We start from the raw sequence: 16030 nt of genomic DNA on the forward strand, positions 1-16030 counted from the left end.
GGCAGAACGCCCGCGACGACCCTTGGATGTCCCCCTTGCCCAGGTTCAGTGTCATCGTCCCCGCGTACAAGGTTCAGGCGTACCTGCACGAGTGCCTGGATTCGGTGCTCTCCCAGTCGTATCCGGATCTGGAACTGATCGCCGTCGACGACGGCTCGCCGGACGCCTGCGGCGCGATCATCGACGAGTTCGCCGCCCGCGACCCGCGCGTCCGGCCGGTCCACCTGCCGCGGAACGAGGGCCTGGGCCGTGCCCGCAACGCCGGGCTGCGCACGGCGACCGGCGACTACCTGCTCTTCCTGGACGGCGACGACACCCTCACCCCGCACGCGCTGCGCGCCATCGCCGACCGGCTGAAGGAGACCGGCGAGCCGGACGTCCTGGTCCACGACTACGCCCGCACCGACTGGTCGGGCCGGACCGTCCGCAACCAGGCCGCGATCCAGCTCACCGAACACGGCGCGGCTCCCTTCGGGCTGGAGGACCGACCGGGCCTGCTCAAGCTGCTGACGGTGGTCTGGAACAAGACGTACCGCCGGGAGTTCGTCGAGCGCGAGGGCCTCGCCTTCCCGCCCGGCTACTACGAGGACGTCCCGTGGACCTACCCGGTCCTCATGGCCGCCGAGTCGATCGCCACCCTCGACCACGTGTGCGTCCACTACCGGCAGCGCCGTCGGGGCAGCATCACCCGCACCACCAGCCGTCGCCACTTCGATCTCTTCGAGCAGTACGACCGTGTCTTCGCGTACATCGAGGAGCGCCCCGAACTGGCGCACTGGCGGCCGGTGTTGTTCCGCCGCATGGTCAACCACCTGACGGCGGTCTTCGCCCACCGCGAGCGGCTGCCGCGCGAAGCGCGGGCCGACTTCCTGCGCCAGGCCCGCACCCACTGCCGCCGCCATCACGCCCCCGGCCACCCGGTCCCGCTGCGCTCCCGGCTGCGGCACGCCCTCGTCCGGTTCGGCCTGCACCGCACGTTCCACACCCTGCAACGGGCCTCGGCCCTGCGCCGCCGCATCCTCAAGTCCGGCATCCGCCTGCTCAAGGCCCTGCGCACCGCCGCCCTGCGGCTCCACTACCGCGTCCAGCGCCGCCTGCCGCTGCGCGCCGACCGTGCCGTCTTCACCGCGTACGACGGCCGCGGCCACGGCTGCAACCCGGGCGCCCTGGAGACCGCGCTGCGCACCCACGCCCCGCACATCCGCACGTCCTGGGTCGCCCGCCCCGAGCACCACCACACGATCCCGACCGCCACCCACCGCGTCCGGCCCGGCACGGCCGCCTACTGGACGGCACTGGCCCGCTCCAAGTACCTGGTCGGCAACGTCGACTTCGACCCCCGCCTGGTCAAGCGCCCCGGCCAGATCCTCCTCCAGACACAGCACGGCACCCCGCTCAAGCACATGGGCCTCGACCTCCAGGAGCGCCCGGCGGCCGCCCGCGGCACGGACTTCGCCGAACTCCTGCGCTCGGTCGACACCTGGGACCACGTCCTGTCCGCCAACCGCCACTCCACCCTGACCTGGGAGCGCGTGTTCCCCGGCCGCTACCGCACGCTCGAGTACGGCCAGCCCCGCAACGACGTCTTCCAGCAGGCGACCTCCGCGGACGTGTCCCGGCTGCGCGAGACCCTCGGCGTCCCCGAGGGCACGGTCGCCCTCCTGTACGCGCCCACCCACCGCGACCACCGCCGCAGCCGGCACCCGGCCCTCGACCTGGAGCGGTTCCTGCGCCGCCTCGGCCCCCGCTTCGTCATCCTGGCCCGCGCCCACCACGCCTACGGCGAACCCCTGACCGCCGGATCGGACCGGATCATCGACGTCACCGACCACCCGAGCGTCGAGCAGCTCTGCCTCGCCTCGGACGTCCTGGTCACCGACTACTCGTCGATCATGTTCGACTACGCCAACCTCGACCGGCCGATCGTGCTCCTCACCGACGACCGGGAGGCGTACGAGGCGGCCCGCGGCACCTACTTCGACCTGCGCTCCTTCCCGCCCGGCGCGGTCGCGCGCAGCGAGGACGAGCTGATCGACATCTTCACCACCGGCCACTGGCGGGGCTCACGCTCCGCCCAGCTGCGGTCCGCGTTCCGCGAGCGGTTCTGCCCGTACGACGACGGACGCGCCGCCGAGCGGGTCGTACGCCATGTGGTGCTGGGGGAGACGAACCTGCCGCCGGTCGTCCCGCTCGCCGAGCGTCACCCCGTGCCGTCCGCGGCGGCGGCTCTCGGTCGCTTCCCGCAGGCCGGAGTGCCACAGCCCGCCGGTCCGCCGACCGTCCTTCCGCCGGCCGTCCTTCCGCCGGCCGTCCATCTGCAGACCGTCGGTTCGCAGGTCGTCAGTTCGCAGACCGTCGGCTCGCAGGCCGTCGGCGACCGCGTCTGAACGCCGTTCCCATTCCGGGGAGTTCGTATGCCCTCCAGTCCTTCGCGGCCGACCCCGACCCGGCCCTCCACCTGGCGCCCGGCGGGACGGCCCGGCCGGACGTAGCCGAGAGAACCCGGAGAATGAGCAGAATGCCCCGCTTCAGCATCATCGTCCCGTCCCACGGGGTCGTCGGCCGGCTGTCCCTGGCGCTGGACTCGGTGCTCGCCCAGTCCTTCGGCGACTTCGAGCTGATCCCGGTCTGCGACGCACCCGACTCCCCCGCCGCGGACGTCGTCGCCGGTTACACGCGCCGGGACTTCCGGGTGGCCCCGGTGCACTCGCCGCCGTCGGCGGGCCTGGCCGGGGCTCGCAACGCGGGGATGCGGGCGGCGACCGGCGCGTATCTGCTGTTCCTCGACGGCGACGACGTCCTGGTGCCGGGCGCGCTGGCGGCGCTGGACGCACGGCTCGCGGAGACCGGCGAGGGCCCCGGCGTCGATGTGCTGCACTTCGAGCACGAGCGCACGCCCTGGTGGGAGGGCGAGCCGACCAACCCGGCCGCGCCGGTGCTGGCCAGGACGCCGAAGGGAAGCTTCTCGCCGGACGAGGCCCCGCAGCTGACCGGGGTGCAGTTCCCGGCGTGGAGCGCGGCCTACCGCCGGGGCTTCCTCACGGAACACCGACTCACCTTCCCCGACGGCCATTTCACCGACCTCGGCTTCGGCGGCCAGGTCGCCCTGCGCGCCGAGCGGATCGCGGTGCTGTGCTCGGTCGTCGTACGGCACCTGGTGCGCCGGCAGGGCGACCGCCTCGCCCTGCCGGGACCTCACCACTTCGAACTGCTCGACCGGGCCGACCAGGTGCTCACGCGTGCCGCCGAACAGGGCCTGTCCGGGGAGCGGTTGAACCACCTCTTCGAGCAGCTCTTCGCCGCCGTGGTGAAGACGGCCGCCCAGCCCCACCGGCTGCCCGCACGGCACCGCGCCTTCTTCCGCCGGGCGAGCGGGCTGTACCGGCACCACCGCCCTTCCGGGTACGTGGTTCCGGGCGGCAGCCTGGGTGTGCAGCACCGGCTGCTGGCGACCGGGTCGTACGCGGCCTTCCGTGCCCTGCGTGCCGCCAACCGGTCGGCGGCGAAGGCCCTCGAAATGCTCCCCCACCCCCACATGCCGCGCACCCGCCTCCGGTACCGCCGCCATCTGGCGCGCCCCCTCGACCCCGGCCTCGCCGTGTACTGCGCCTACTGGGGCCGCGGCTACGCCTGCAACCCGGCGGCGATCCACGCCAAGGCCCGCGAACTCGCCCCGCACATCCGCGCGGTGTTCCTGGTCGAGCCGGACCAGGTGCACGCCATGCCCGAGGGCATCGACCACGCCGTGATCGGCAGCCCTCGCTACTGGGAGGTGCTGGCCCGCGCCAAGTACCTGGTCAACAACGCCAACTTCGCCGCGGGCGTCGTCAAACGCCCCGGCAGCGTCCACCTCCAGACCCAGCACGGCACCCCGCTGAAGAGGATGGGCGTCGACCAGTCGACGTACCCGGTGGTGGCCGCCGCGACCGGCAGCTTCGCCGGGCTCCTCGGCCGCGTGGACCGCTGGGACTACAACCTCTCGTCCAACCATCACTCCACGGAGATGTGGGAGCGCGCCTTCCCGGGCTCGTACGAGCAACTGGAGTACGGCTATCCCCGCAATGACGTCTACTGCACGGCGACCGCCGACGATGTGGCCCGCGTGCGAAGGGAGTTGGGCGTCCCGGAAGGCAAGACGGCCGTCCTGTACGCCCCCACCCACCGCGACCACCACACCGGTTTCGAGACCGTGCTGGACCTGGAGGCCTTCTGCGAGGAGGCCGGCGAGGACGTGGTCGTGCTGCTGCGCGCCCACTACTTCTACGACAAGGGGCGGGGCGGCAACAGCGGCCGGATCATCGACGTCACCGGGCACCGCTCCTCGGAGGACGTCTGTCTGGCCGCCGACGCGCTGGTCACCGACTACTCGTCGATCATGTTCGACTACGCCAACCTGGACCGCCCGATCGTCGTGTACGCCGACGACTGGGAGGTCTACCGGGAGGTCCGGGGCGTCTACTTCGACCTGCTGCAGGCCCCGCCCGGTCCGGTGGCCCGGACGCCGGAGGAGCTGGCACGCGTGTTCCGCGACGGTTCGTGCGCGGGAGCCGCCTCCGAGGCCCTGCGAGCGGCTTTCCGCGAGCGCTTCTGCCAGTTCGACGACGGACGCGCCGCCGAGCGCGTCGTACGCCGGGTGTTCCTCGGTGAGCCGCCCCAGGCGCTCCCGCCCGTGCTCCCGCTCGCGGAACGTGTCCCGGCCCCCGCCGCCGCCCCCCTCGTAAGGAGCTGACCCCGCAGTGCCCCGCTTCAGCGTCATCGTGCCCGTCTTCAAGGTGCAGGGCTATCTGCGCGAGTGTCTCGACTCGGTCCTGGAGCAGTCCTACCGGGACATCGAGGTCATCGCCGTGGACGACGCCTCGCCGGACGGCTGCGGTGCGATCCTCGACGAGTACGCGGCCCGCGACGAGCGCGTGCGGGTGCTGCACCTGCCGGAGAACGTCGGCCTCGGCCGCGCCCGCAACGCCGGGATGCCGCACGCCACCGGCGACTTCCTCTTCTTCCTCGACAGCGACGACACCCTCACCCCGGGCGCCCTGCGCGCGATGGCCGACCGGCTGGCGGAGACCGGCGACCCCGACGTCCTGATCTTCGACTACGTACGCGCCCACTGGTGGGGCGGGACCCGCCGGAACGTTCTCGCGCACGTGCTCGCCGAGGCCGCCGACGGCACCTTCACCGCGGCCGAACGCCCGGAGATCCTCGACCTGTTGATGGTCGTGTGGAACAAGGTCTACCGCCGCGCGTTCGTCCGCCGCGAGGGCTTCGCCTTCCCGCCCGGCTACTACGAGGACACACCCTGGACGTTCCCGGTCCTGCTCAGCGCCTCGCGGATCGCCACCCTCGACCGGATCTGCGTGAACTACCGCCAGCGTCGGCAGGGCAGCATCCTGTCCACCACCAGCCGCAAGCACTTCGACATCCACGACCAGTACGAGCGGGTCTTCACGTTCCTCGACTCCCGCCCCGCGCTCGCGCGTTGGCGGCCGCATCTGCACACCGCGATGGGTGCGCACTGCCTGGACATCCTCTCCAAGCCGGACCGGCTGCCCCCGTCCGCCAAGGCCGAGTTCTTCCGCCGTACGGCCGAGCTGTTCCGCAGGCACAGGCCGCCCGGCACCCCGGTCGCCCCCGAACTGCGCGTACTGGAGGGCGGTTACGCCAGGTACGCGGCCGGGCGGCAGGCCGAGCGGGCCGGTCAGGCGGTCGGGCGGCGAACACAACGGGTACGCCGGGCGGCGGCCGTACGCGTCACGCGCGCCCGGTACGCGCTGACCGCCCTGAGGCCCCTCGACCCGGACCTCGCCCTCTACTCGGCGCAACGGGGCGTCCTCGGCGACCCCGCGGCCGTCCACCGCAAGGCGCGGGAGATCGCCCCGCACATCCGCGGGGTGTGGGTGGTCCGCGACGAGGCGCAGGCGGCCCTGCTGCCGCCGGACGTCGAGCACGTCCTGCTCGACTCCCCCGGCTACCGCCGGCTCGCCGCGCGGGCCACGTACTTCGTCAACAACGTCAACTGGCCCGGCACCCTGCCCAAGCGCCCCGGCAGCGTCCACATCCACACCCACCAGGGCACCCCGCTCAAGTACATGGGCGCCGACCTGCTGGCCAAGCCCGGCGCCCGGTTCGGCTCCGACGTGCCGCAGATGCTGCGCCGCGCGGACCGCTGGGACTACAGCCTGGTCGCCAACCGGCACTCCGAGCTGGTGTGGGAGCGGGCGTATCCGTGCCGCTTCACCTCGCTGCGGACGGGCAGCCCGCGCAACGACGTCCTCGTCGAGGCCGGCCCGGAGCGCGGCCGGGGAGTCCGCGCCCGGCTCGGCATCCCCGACGGTCACACCGTCGTGCTGTACGCGCCCACCCACCGCGACTACCGCCGGGGCGGCCATGTCGAGCGGTTCGACCTCGCCCGCTTCGCCGAGGACCTCGGCGACGGCCACACCCTCGTCGTCCGCCTCCATCCTTCCCTCGCCACCGGCCCGGCGCGCGGGATGGGGCTCGCCGAACTGCACCGGCGCGGGGTCCTGGTCGACGCGACCGACGAACCGCACGTCGAGGACGTCCTGCTCGCCGCCGACGTCCTGGTCACCGACTACTCGGCCCTGATGTTCGACTACGCCCTCCTGGACCGGCCGATCGTGGTCCACGCCGACGACCGGGGCGCGTACGCGGCGAGCCGGGGCACCTACTTCGACGTCACGGCCGAGGCGCCCGGCCATGTGTCGCGCTCCTACCGCGAGCTGGCGTGGCTGTTCGCGTCCGGGACCTGGCGGAACGAGGAGTCGGCGCGGCTGCGGGCCGCCTTCCGGGACCGGTTCTGCGAGTACGACGACGGGTACGCCGCCGAACGGGTCGTACGCCTGCTGATGCTCGGCGAGGGAGAGGACGGCGGTGTGCCGCCCCGGCCCGCGGCGGCCGGCCGTCCGCTGCCGGCGCCCGCCGCCGGCCGTGACCTGCTGGCGTCCTCATGAGGCCGCGCACCTGGGTGCCGGCGCTGGCCGCGGTGTTCGCCGTGCTCCAGCTCGCGAACGTCACCGGCCGGGACACTCCCGACACCAAGAACTACCTGTCGTACGCCCTGAGCCTGCGCGGCGACAGCAAGCGGGCGGCGGCGGCCGCCACCATCGACTACGCCTGCGGGGGCCGGGCGTCGACGGCCTACCGCAGGCAGAAGGTGGACGTGGTGCGCTTCCACGCGCCGGACCCCAGGCGGCAGGTGGTGACGGAGTGCCGGGCCACGGCCTGGCGGGAGGTGGACGCGCGGCTGCGGGACGGCCGGACGGGCGGGCACACGGTGCCGTTCAGTTCGGCGCGGTTCATGCGGATCTTCGAGGCACGGCCCGGATACCCGGTGTTCCTGCTGCCGTTCGTCACCGTGCTCGGCGTGACCTGGGGGGTGTGGGCCTCGAGTGTCGTCATCGCGGTGACGGGCGGAATCCTGGCGTTCCTGATCCTGCGCACCCTGTCCGTGCCGATGCCGCTCGCGCTGACCGGTCAGGCGCTGTACTACGTCCTGCCGTGCGGCACGACCGCCATGCGGCCCATGACGGAGGGACTGTTGCTGGCGCTGACGCTGGCGGTGGTGTGGGGGTGCGCGCTGGTGCTGCACGGGCATCGGGCGCGGGCCGGTCTGGTGCTGGTGGGCGGGTCGCTGGCCGGGATGTTCACGGTGAAGCACTCGCAGGCGCTGTTTCTGGGGCTGTGCCTGGCGGGGGCGGGGGCGTGGATCGGCGTACGGCGGTGGCGGCGTGGGCGGGATGCGGGGCGTGGGCGGGATACGGGGCGCGGGGCCGTGGCGCTCGCGGCCGTGGGTTCCGGCGCGGTGGTCGGGAGCCTGGTGCTGGCGAAGGTGCTGGACTACCCGTCCACGTCCGAGAGCGTCCAGGATCTGCTCGCCAACCACTTCACCCGGCCCGACCGGACCCGACCGTGGCCGGAGTTCTTGCACCTTCAGGCCAACTTCTGGACGGAGTGGCTGCGTCGGCAGCTGTGGCAGCCGCTGCTCGCGGCGGCCCTGGCGGCGGGTGCGTGGGGTGCGCTGCGCGGGCGCCGCCGGGCGTTCGGCGGGTTCCTGGTGGCGGCGGCGTTCACCGGGATCCTCACGCAGGCCGGGCACCCGGACATCAACATCTGGGGCGACCGGCTGATCGTGCCGGCGTGGCTGCTGCCGGTGGTGGGGGTGCCACTGCTGCTGGAGCGTTTCCTGCGGGAGCCGGTGACGCTGCCCGCGCAGGATCGCGCCGAACGGGCTCATTCGATGGGGTGAGGAACGTCTGGGCCGTCGACCTCGGCGGGGTCGCGGGGAACATACGGCCAGTGCCTCAGCCCCTCCCCCTGCGTGCCGTCCGATGAGCGGCGTCGGCGTCCTTGCCCGGCGGACCGTGCGCGGGGCGACCGCGCTGCGCGGCGGCCGGATCCGGCGTCCCACTCCGTACCAGGTCGTCGGGTTCCTGTTCTGGCTGGTGATGTCGCTGGCGTACTGGCGGGTGCCGCTGTGCTGCGACGCCGGCCAGCACGCGGCGGTCGTCGAGCGCCTGAGGGCCGACCTGTTCCACCCGCGCCATCCCATGGCCGACCTGCCGGGCGCGGGCAGCCCGTACTACTCGCCGTACGCCGTGGCGCAGGGCGCCTTCGCGCGGCTGACCGGGCTCGGCGGCTGGCAGGTGCTGCAGCTCGCCGGGCCGGTGAACCTGCTGGTCCTGCTGAGCGGCCTGGGCCGTTTCGTGCGAGTGCTGACGCCGAGGCAGTGGGCGCCGGTACTGGCGCTGGCCGCGATGACGCTGCTGTGGGGGACCGAGCGGGCCTGGTGGAGCGGGTACCTCGGGCTGATGTCGATGACGGGGAACCTCGGCTACCCGTCGGCGTTCGCGATCGGGCTGGCCTTCTGGGCGTGGGGGCTGACGGGGGCACGGGCCCGGGAGGCGGGCCGGGCGGTGCGGTACGTCGGGCCGAGCGGGCTGCCGAGCCCGAGCGGGTACGCGGGGCTCGGCGTGCTGTACGGGCTGATCCTGCTGGTACACCCGATCACGGCCGTGGCGGCGGTGCTGGGGGGCGTGGCCCTGGTCGCCGGGTGGCAGCGGGGATGGCGGCCGGCGGTCGTGGGCCGGTGGGCGCTGACGGGCGGGACCGCGCTGCTGGTCGCCGTCTGCTGGCCGTACTTCGACGTGTTCGCGCTGGCCGGGGACGGCAGCGTGGACGGAATGCACCGGACGTTGTACCGCGACCTCGGCGGACACTTCTGGCTGGCGCTGCTGGGGCTGCCGGCGCTCTGGCTGCGAAGGCGGCGGTCGCTGCGCGATCCCCTCGTGCTGATGTTCGTGCTCGACTGCCTGGTGGTGGCCTACGGGTGGTTCAGCGGGCACTACACCTACGGCAGGATCCTCGGGCTGACTTTGGTGCCGCTGCAGTTCGCGCTCGCCGTGGAGCTGGCGGCGCCGCGACCGTGGCCGGTCCGGCGGCGGGTGCTGGGCGGGGTCGCGGCGGCCGGGGCCTGCGTGGGCTTTCTCGCCGTGCAGGCGGGGGCGGTCGTGCCGCGTTCGCTGGATCCGGTGGGTTTCGCGCAGCCGCCGCGCTGGCCGACGTACGAGTGGGCCGCGCGGCACATCGGGCCCGGCGAGGTCGTGATCACCGACGGCTACTACGCCGGCCACGCGATCGCGGGCCACGGCCCGAACCTCGCCGCGCCCGCCTGGCCGGACGCGTCCCTCGACGAACGGGAGCGGGCGAGGCGGCTCGCGGACGTCCGCGCCTACCTCGCCCCGACGTCGACCCGCGCCGAGCGCACCTCCGTCGTCCGCCGCTACCACGTGCGCTGGCTGCTGCTGACACGCTGGCACCCGGTGCCCGAGGAGGCGGTGGTGGTGGCGTGGAGCGGGCGGACGGGGGAGGTCCTGGCGCGGGTCGGAGGGTGACCCACGGGTGGGGTTACTCGATGACGAGGTCGACCTCGATGTTGCCGCGGGTGGCGTTGGAGTAGGGGCAGACCTGGTGGGCCTGCTCGACCAGCTTGCGGCCGGTCGCCTCGTCCAGCGTGTCGGGCAGCTCGACGCGGAGGGAGACCTTGAGGCCGAAGCCCGCGCCCTGCTGGCCTATGCCGACCTCGGCGGTGACGGCGGCGTCGCTGACGTCGACCTTGGCCTGACGGCCGACGAGGCCGAGGGCGCTGCCGAAACAGGCGGCGTAGCCGGCGGCGAACAGCTGCTCCGGGTTGGTGCCCTGGCCGTTGCCGCCGAGCTCGACCGGCATGCCCAGGGCGAGGTCCAGCTTGCCGTCGGAGGAGACGGCACGGCCGTCCCGGCCGTGGGTGGCGGTGGCGACAGCGGTGTAGAGCGCGTCCATGGAAAAACCATCCCTCTCGAGTCACGTACCGGCGGCCTCTCCGGCCGCCTGCGATCACAAGTAGAGCACACAATTCAATTGCACACAACTAAATGGCCTACAAGAGCTATCCTGGAGACATGACCCCGACACCCACACCCGCCGACGCACCCTCCGAGGAGGACTGGCTGCGCCTGGACGGCCAGATCTGCTTCTCCCTGCACGCCGCCTCGCGCGCGTTCAACGGTGTCTACCGGGTGATCCTCAAGGACCTCGGACTGACCTACCCCCAGTACCTGGTGATGCTGGTGCTGTGGGAGCGGGGCGAGATGCCCGTCAAGAAGCTCGGCGAGCACCTGCGTCTCGACTCCGGCACACTGTCGCCGCTGCTCAAGCGCCTGGAGGCGGCCGGCCTCGTCCGACGGGAGCGCAGCGCCCGCGACGAACGCTCGGTGGAGGTGCGGCTGACCGAGGAGGGCGTCGCCCTGCGCACGCCCGCGCTCCAGGTGCCGCGCCGGATCTTCCAGGCCACTGGCTTCGACCTCGACGAACTCCGCGACCTGCGCGAACGCCTCGACCACCTCACGTCGACGCTGGACTCGGCCGCGCTGGAGGAGATGCCGGGCCGCCAGTAGCCGGGGAGCGGTGGACGCGGAACAGCGCCCCGGCCGTCTACCGCCAGCCGCCCTCCACCTGCCCGATTTTGTCCCCTTAGTGACCTATTACTGGCAATTGACGGCGTATCGGCACGTTAGTGCCATTCACCCGGCTTACGATCCGCCGGATGAGACGTCCCTCGCACTCCCCACAGGTCGCCGTCGTCGTCATCGGCCACAACGACGCCTCCCACGTGACGGACGCCGTCCGCTCGGCGCTTGCGCAGGGGCCCGCCGTCGGTGAGGTCGTCGCCGTCGACGACTGCTCGACGGACAACAGCGCGGACCTGCTCGCCGAACTGGCCGCGGCGGAGCCCCGCTTGCGGGTCATCCGGCACCCCGCCAACAGCGGGGGCTGCGGCAGCCCCCGCAACACCGGGCTCGACGCGGTGACATCGCCGTACGTGATGTTCCTCGACAGCGACGACGTCCTGCCGCCCCGCGCGGTGGACGCGCTGCTCACGGCGGCCACGGAGGCGCGCGCGGAGGTCGCGGGCGGCCTGTGCGTGCGCCGCGAGCTGCCCGAGGGGCGCGAGGTGTTGTGGCAGCCGCACCTGTACACGGCGCCCGCCGTGATCGCGCGCCCCGCGCTGCGCCCGCGCCTGGTCCACGACACGCTCTGCGTCAACAAGCTCTACCGCACCGGCTTCCTGCGAGAACACGCCATCCGCTTCCCCGAAGGCCGCTTCCGCTACGAGGACTTGGTCTTCACCGCGCGCGTACTGGCCGCCGGCCCGCGCATCGCCCTCGTCCCGGACCGGGTGTACGTGTGGCATGTCCGCCGGTCCGCCGAGCGACTGTCGATCTCCCTGGACCGCGCGGACATCGAGAACTGGCGGGCGCGAACGGAGGCCTGCCGACTCACCTACGACATCCTGCTGGACGCCGGACAGAAGAGGCTGGCGCGGGCGGCGCGCGCCAAGTTCCTCGACCACGAGCTGCGCATGTACGTACGTGAGCTGGAGTTGCGCGACGCGCACTACCGGCGCGAGTGGTGGGCGCACACGCGGGCGTACCTCACGGAGTACGACGCGTCCGACTGGACGCGCAACCCCGTGGGGCCCGGCCGCCTCCTCGGGCGCGTGATCCTGGCCTCCCCCGAGCCGCGCGACCTGCCCCGGCTCCGGGAGCTCGCGTCCCGCCCCTCGCGGCTCCTCCCTCCGTACGCGCGCGCCGCCGACGGCACCCCCATCTGGTCCGACGACCTCCCCCGGGTCACCCTGGAGCCCCTTCTGACCCGCCCCGCCCGCCTGCTCCCCCTCGCCGTCGACGCGGAACTGCGCCCACGCGCGCGTGCCACCCGCCTCCCCCTCCGACTCCGCCTGCACGAGATGTACGGGCGACTGGCCGAGGCGCGCCCGCAGGCCGCGGACGTGGAGTGGCGGCGCCGGGAGGACGGGAGCGTGGGGCACAGCCGTACGGCCGCACTCGTGGCCTCCGCCGACGGTGTGTGGTCGGCCGAGGCCACGGTCGACGTGGCCGCACTCGGCTCGGGCACCTGGGATCTGCGGCTGCGCGTGCGCTTCGGCGAGGGCGCGTACCGCGAGGTCACGGCGCACGCGCACACGAGCGCTGGTCTGCTGCGCCGACGCGTCCTGCCCAGCGCCCGGCACGGCGTGGTGCTCGTCCAGCCGTACGCCACGCACTCCGGAGGGCTGGCACTGCGAGTCGCCACCGGTTCACACGGAGTCATCACAGTCGCCCGCACCAGACTCCGCCGCCTGCTTCACTGATGACGGGAGCCGACCGCACACCCACACAAACGCACCACGCACCACGCACCACGGACCACGCACCACGGACCACGGACCACGCACCACCACAGGCCAACTGACGAGGGGACGGCCGCACATGACCTGGCTGATCACCGGCGGCGCCGGTTACATCGGGGCGCATGTCGTACGGGCGATGACCGAGGCGGGCGAACGGACGGTGGTGTACGACGACCTGTCCACCGGCATCGCCGAGCGCGTCCCCGACGACGTGCCGCTGGTGGCCGGCTCGACCCTGGACGGCGAGCGCCTGGCCCGCACCCTCGCCGACCACGAGGTCACCGGGGTGGTCCATCTGGCGGCGAAGAAGCAGGTGGGCGAGTCGGTGGACCTGCCGCTGCACTACTACCGGGAGAACGTCGAGGGCCTGCGCGTCCTCCTGGAGGCCGTGTCGGAGGCGGGCGTGCCGTCCTTCGTGTTCTCGTCCTCCGCGGCGGTGTACGGCATGCCGGACACCGCGCGCCACGGCGATCTGGTGACCGAGGAGACGCCGTGCGTGCCCATGTCGCCCTACGGCGAGACGAAGCTGGCCGGCGAGTGGCTGGTCAGGGCGACGGGCCGGGCGACGGGTCTGTCCACGGCGTCGCTGCGCTACTTCAACGTGGCGGGCGCGGCGCGCCCCGAACTCGCGGACGTGGGCGTCTTCAACCTCATCCCCATGGTCTTCGAGAGGCTCACGGAGAACGCGCCCCCGCGCATCTTCGGCGACGACTACGAAACGCCGGACGGGACCTGCGTACGCGACTACATCCACGTCGTCGACCTGGCCGAGGCCCATGTCGCTGCCGCCCGCGCCCTCCAGGCCGCCCCCGGCCGTGACCTCACCCTCAACATCGGCCGCGGGGAAGGCGTTTCGGTCCGCGAGATGATCGACCGCATCAACGCCCTCACCGGCTACGACCGCCCCCCGACGGTCACCCCGCGCCGCCCCGGCGACCCGGCCCGCGTCGTCGCCTCCGCCGACCGCGCCGCCGTCGAACTGGGCTGGAATGCCAAGCACGACGTCCAGGACATGATCACGTCGGCGTGGGACGGGTGGGTGCGGCTGCATCCGGAGGCGGCTCGCGGCTGACCGCCCTGGCCCTGACCCTCGCCCTGGCCCTGGCCCTGGCCCTGGCCCTGGCCCTGGCAAGTAGCCTGCGCTGATGACCGCCGCCTCCCTCCGACTGCACCGCGCCCTCGGCGCCGTCGTCGGTTCCGCCGTCGGCGACGCCCTGGGCGCGCCCTTCGAGTTCGGCCCCGAGGGCGCTTTCTCCGCCCGCTTCCCGGAGCCGGGGCAGGGCGGCGAGATGTGCGGTGGCGGCGGCTGGGAACCGGGCGAGGCGACCGACGACACGCAGATGGCGGTCCTGGTCGGCGAGTCGCTGCTGGAGTGCGGCGGGCTGGAACTCCCGGACGTCTTCCGGCGGTTCCGGCGGTGGGCGGCGTCGGACCCGAAGGACATCGGCCTGCAGACCGAGGCCGTACTGGGCAGCGGCGACCCCTGGGACCTGGCGGCGGCGTTGCACTTTCAGACCAGTCAACGGGCGGCGGGCAACGGCGCGTTGATGCGCGCCGCCACCTCAGCCGTGCACTTCGCGCCCCAGGGCCGCGACGCCACGATGGACGCCGCCCGCCGTCTCTCCGCCCTCACCCACGGGGACCGGGCGGCCTGGGAAGGCACCGCCGTCCTCCACGAGTCGGTACGGATCGCCCTGACCGGAGCCGACCCGCTCACCGCCCTCCCGGACACCCTCGCGGCGCTCCACCCCGACCACCGCCCGCGCTACGCCACCGTCCTCGCCCCCGACTGGCACCCCGATCAGGCGACCGAGTTCAACGGAGCCGTGTGGCCCTGCCTCGGCTCCGCCGTCTGGGCCCTGCGGACCACCGCCTCGTACGAGGACGCCGTACGCGCCGCGATCGACCTCGGCGGCGACACGGACACCGTCGCCGCGGTGGCCGGCTGTCTCGCCGGCGCCGTGTACGGGATCACCGCGATCCCCGACCGCTGGACCGTGCCCCTGCACGTACCACTGCCGGGATTCGGCGAGCGGGTCCTGCGCGCACCGGAACTGACGGAACTCGCCCGCCGGTTGAGCGGCTAGATGCCCACGATCGGGGCCCATTCGCGGATCGAACGCACGTCGACTCCGGGAGTGCGGCGGTAGTACGGGTCCTCCCGCATCACCTCCTCCAACCGCGGCCGGTCCAGGGCGAACACCAGGAGTGCGCCGCTGTCGTCATCCCAGGGACCCGCCGCGACGAGCTCTCCCCCGGCATGCAGTCGGGCGAGGGCCGCGCGGTGCGCCGGGCGGGCGGCAAGGCGTTCGGGGGCGGGGGTGAAGGCGAGTTCGACGACGAGCACGGGGGTCCCTTCTCCGGTCTACGGTATTTCGCTGCCCGCGAGGCTAGGCTCCGCGCACCGACCCGTGCTGTATCGGCCGATACAGCACGCCCAGGAAGGAGACGGCACCGGCATGAACGCGCACGGCTGGCGGCGGCTGCGTGACGTACCGCTGCTCGCCACGCTGCCGGACGCCGGCCTGACCGCGCTGTGGGACGCGTCCGTGCCGCGCCGCTACGACACCGGCGAGATCCTCCGGGCCCAGGGCACCCCGGCCGACCACCTGCTGGTCCTCCTGGAGGGCCGTGCGGCCGCGTCCGCCACGACGACGGTCGGGCGTGTGGTGGGGTTCGGCACGTGGGACGGGCCCTGCGCGCTGGACAAGGTGGCGCTGCTCGACGGGGTGGGTCACACGGCGACGTTCACCGCGCTGACCCCGTGCGCCGTCCGGGCCGTGCCGCGGGCGCGGTTCACGGCGCTGCTGGACGACTCGGCGACGGTCCGCGCCCATGTGTTCCGTCTCCTGGCGGCCCAGGCACGCGCCCAGCAGGACCGGCTGACGGACACCGTCACGCTGCCCTGCGAGGCCAGACTCGCGGCCTGGCTCCTGGAGCGGACGGCATCGGAGCGGCCCGCCGCCGCCGTCTCCCTGCCCGGCGGCCAGCGCGAACTGGCCGACCTGCTGGGCGTCACCCGCGTCACGGTGAACCGGGCGCTGTCCCGGCTGCGTCGCGACGGTCTGGTCCGGTGGGCCGAGGACGGCCGGATCGAGGTCGTCGCCCCGGAGCTTCTCGCCCTGCGTGCCGCGCCGGACGCCGACGCTCCCGGCTGAGCCCGGCTACACGTTGTTCAGATACGTCAGCACGGCCAGCACCCGGCGGTGTCCGCTGTCGCTCGGCGGCAGTCCCAGCTTCAGGAACACGTTGCCGATGTGCTTGTGGACCGCCCGTTCGGTGACCACG

Annotated in this window: 12 protein-coding genes and 1 pseudogene; 10 read left to right on the forward strand and 3 right to left on the reverse strand. The window is 73.2% G+C overall.

Features of this window, described 5'->3' with window-relative positions; translation table 11 throughout:
* The first annotated feature begins 35 nt into the window (after nucleotides 1-35).
* From ADK57_RS11755 to ADK57_RS11775, 5 genes are all read left to right on the forward strand, one after another.
* Nucleotides 36-2387 (forward strand): bifunctional glycosyltransferase/CDP-glycerol:glycerophosphate glycerophosphotransferase, encoded by a 2352-nt coding sequence (locus ADK57_RS11755; protein ID WP_078973075.1) that lies wholly within the window; start codon nucleotides 36-38, stop codon nucleotides 2385-2387.
* Nucleotides 2388-2518: 131 nt separating this feature from the next.
* Nucleotides 2519-4729: a bifunctional glycosyltransferase/CDP-glycerol:glycerophosphate glycerophosphotransferase gene (locus ADK57_RS11760; RefSeq protein WP_053749345.1), complete on the forward strand. Its 2211-nt coding sequence runs from the start codon at nucleotides 2519-2521 to the stop codon at nucleotides 4727-4729.
* Between the two features lie 7 nt (nucleotides 4730-4736).
* Nucleotides 4737-6968, forward strand: a complete 2232-nt coding sequence (locus ADK57_RS11765) for a bifunctional glycosyltransferase/CDP-glycerol:glycerophosphate glycerophosphotransferase (RefSeq protein ID WP_053749346.1) — start codon at nucleotides 4737-4739, stop codon at nucleotides 6966-6968.
* Entirely contained in the window at nucleotides 6965-8263 is a 1299-nt protein-coding gene (locus ADK57_RS11770; protein WP_053749347.1) for a hypothetical protein, read from the forward strand. Before ADK57_RS11765 ends, ADK57_RS11770 begins: the two co-directional genes overlap by 4 nt.
* Nucleotides 8264-8345: 82 nt before the next feature.
* The gene (locus ADK57_RS11775; RefSeq protein WP_053749348.1) at nucleotides 8346-9908 is read left to right on the forward strand and encodes a hypothetical protein; all 1563 of its coding nucleotides are present in this window, start codon (nucleotides 8346-8348) and stop codon (nucleotides 9906-9908) included.
* A gap of 13 nt (nucleotides 9909-9921) precedes the next feature.
* Here ADK57_RS11775 and ADK57_RS11780 read toward each other — a convergent pair whose 3' ends face one another.
* Nucleotides 9922-10335: an organic hydroperoxide resistance protein gene (locus tag ADK57_RS11780; protein WP_053749349.1), complete on the reverse strand. Its 414-nt coding sequence runs from the start codon at nucleotides 10333-10335 to the stop codon at nucleotides 9922-9924.
* Between the two features lie 119 nt (nucleotides 10336-10454).
* On the opposite strand from ADK57_RS11780, the gene ADK57_RS11785 reads away from it, so the two are divergent.
* The 4 genes from ADK57_RS11785 to ADK57_RS11800 all read left to right on the forward strand — a co-directional run bounded on the left by ADK57_RS11785 (nucleotide 10455) and on the right by ADK57_RS11800 (nucleotide 14829).
* Nucleotides 10455-10949, forward strand: a complete 495-nt coding sequence (locus ADK57_RS11785) for a MarR family winged helix-turn-helix transcriptional regulator (protein ID WP_053749350.1) — start codon at nucleotides 10455-10457, stop codon at nucleotides 10947-10949.
* Between the two features lie 149 nt (nucleotides 10950-11098).
* Nucleotides 11099-12703, forward strand: coding sequence for a glycosyltransferase family 2 protein (locus ADK57_RS11790; RefSeq protein ID WP_053749351.1), 1605 nt, complete (start codon nucleotides 11099-11101; stop codon nucleotides 12701-12703).
* 118 nt (nucleotides 12704-12821) lie between these two features.
* Nucleotides 12822-13814 (forward strand): UDP-glucose 4-epimerase GalE, encoded by a 993-nt coding sequence (galE, locus tag ADK57_RS11795; protein WP_053749352.1) that lies wholly within the window; start codon nucleotides 12822-12824, stop codon nucleotides 13812-13814.
* Nucleotides 13815-13887: 73 nt separating this feature from the next.
* Nucleotides 13888-14829 carry an ADP-ribosylglycohydrolase family protein gene (locus tag ADK57_RS11800; protein ID WP_053749353.1) on the forward strand — a complete coding sequence of 314 codons (942 nt, stop codon included), beginning with the start codon at nucleotides 13888-13890 and terminating at the stop codon, nucleotides 14827-14829.
* Here the strand turns inward: ADK57_RS11800 and ADK57_RS11805 are convergent.
* The gene (locus tag ADK57_RS11805) at nucleotides 14826-15089 is read right to left on the reverse strand and encodes a YciI family protein (RefSeq protein WP_053749354.1); all 264 of its coding nucleotides are present in this window, start codon (nucleotides 15087-15089) and stop codon (nucleotides 14826-14828) included. The genes ADK57_RS11800 and ADK57_RS11805 overlap by 4 nt on opposite strands.
* Nucleotides 15090-15201: 112 nt before the next feature.
* Here ADK57_RS11805 and ADK57_RS11810 point away from each other — a divergent pair, with 112 nt between their 5' ends.
* Nucleotides 15202-15900 (forward strand): Crp/Fnr family transcriptional regulator, encoded by a 699-nt coding sequence (locus ADK57_RS11810; RefSeq protein WP_053749355.1) that lies wholly within the window; start codon nucleotides 15202-15204, stop codon nucleotides 15898-15900.
* A 6-nt stretch (nucleotides 15901-15906) separates the two neighbouring features.
* Here the strand turns inward: ADK57_RS11810 and ADK57_RS47235 are convergent.
* Nucleotides 15907-16030 (reverse strand): annotated as a pseudogene (locus ADK57_RS47235) (DNA-binding response regulator); the annotation flags it as partial.

It is taken from the genome of Streptomyces sp. MMG1533, from assembly GCF_001279775.1.
Classification (GTDB): Bacteria; Actinomycetota; Actinomycetes; order Streptomycetales; family Streptomycetaceae; genus Streptomyces.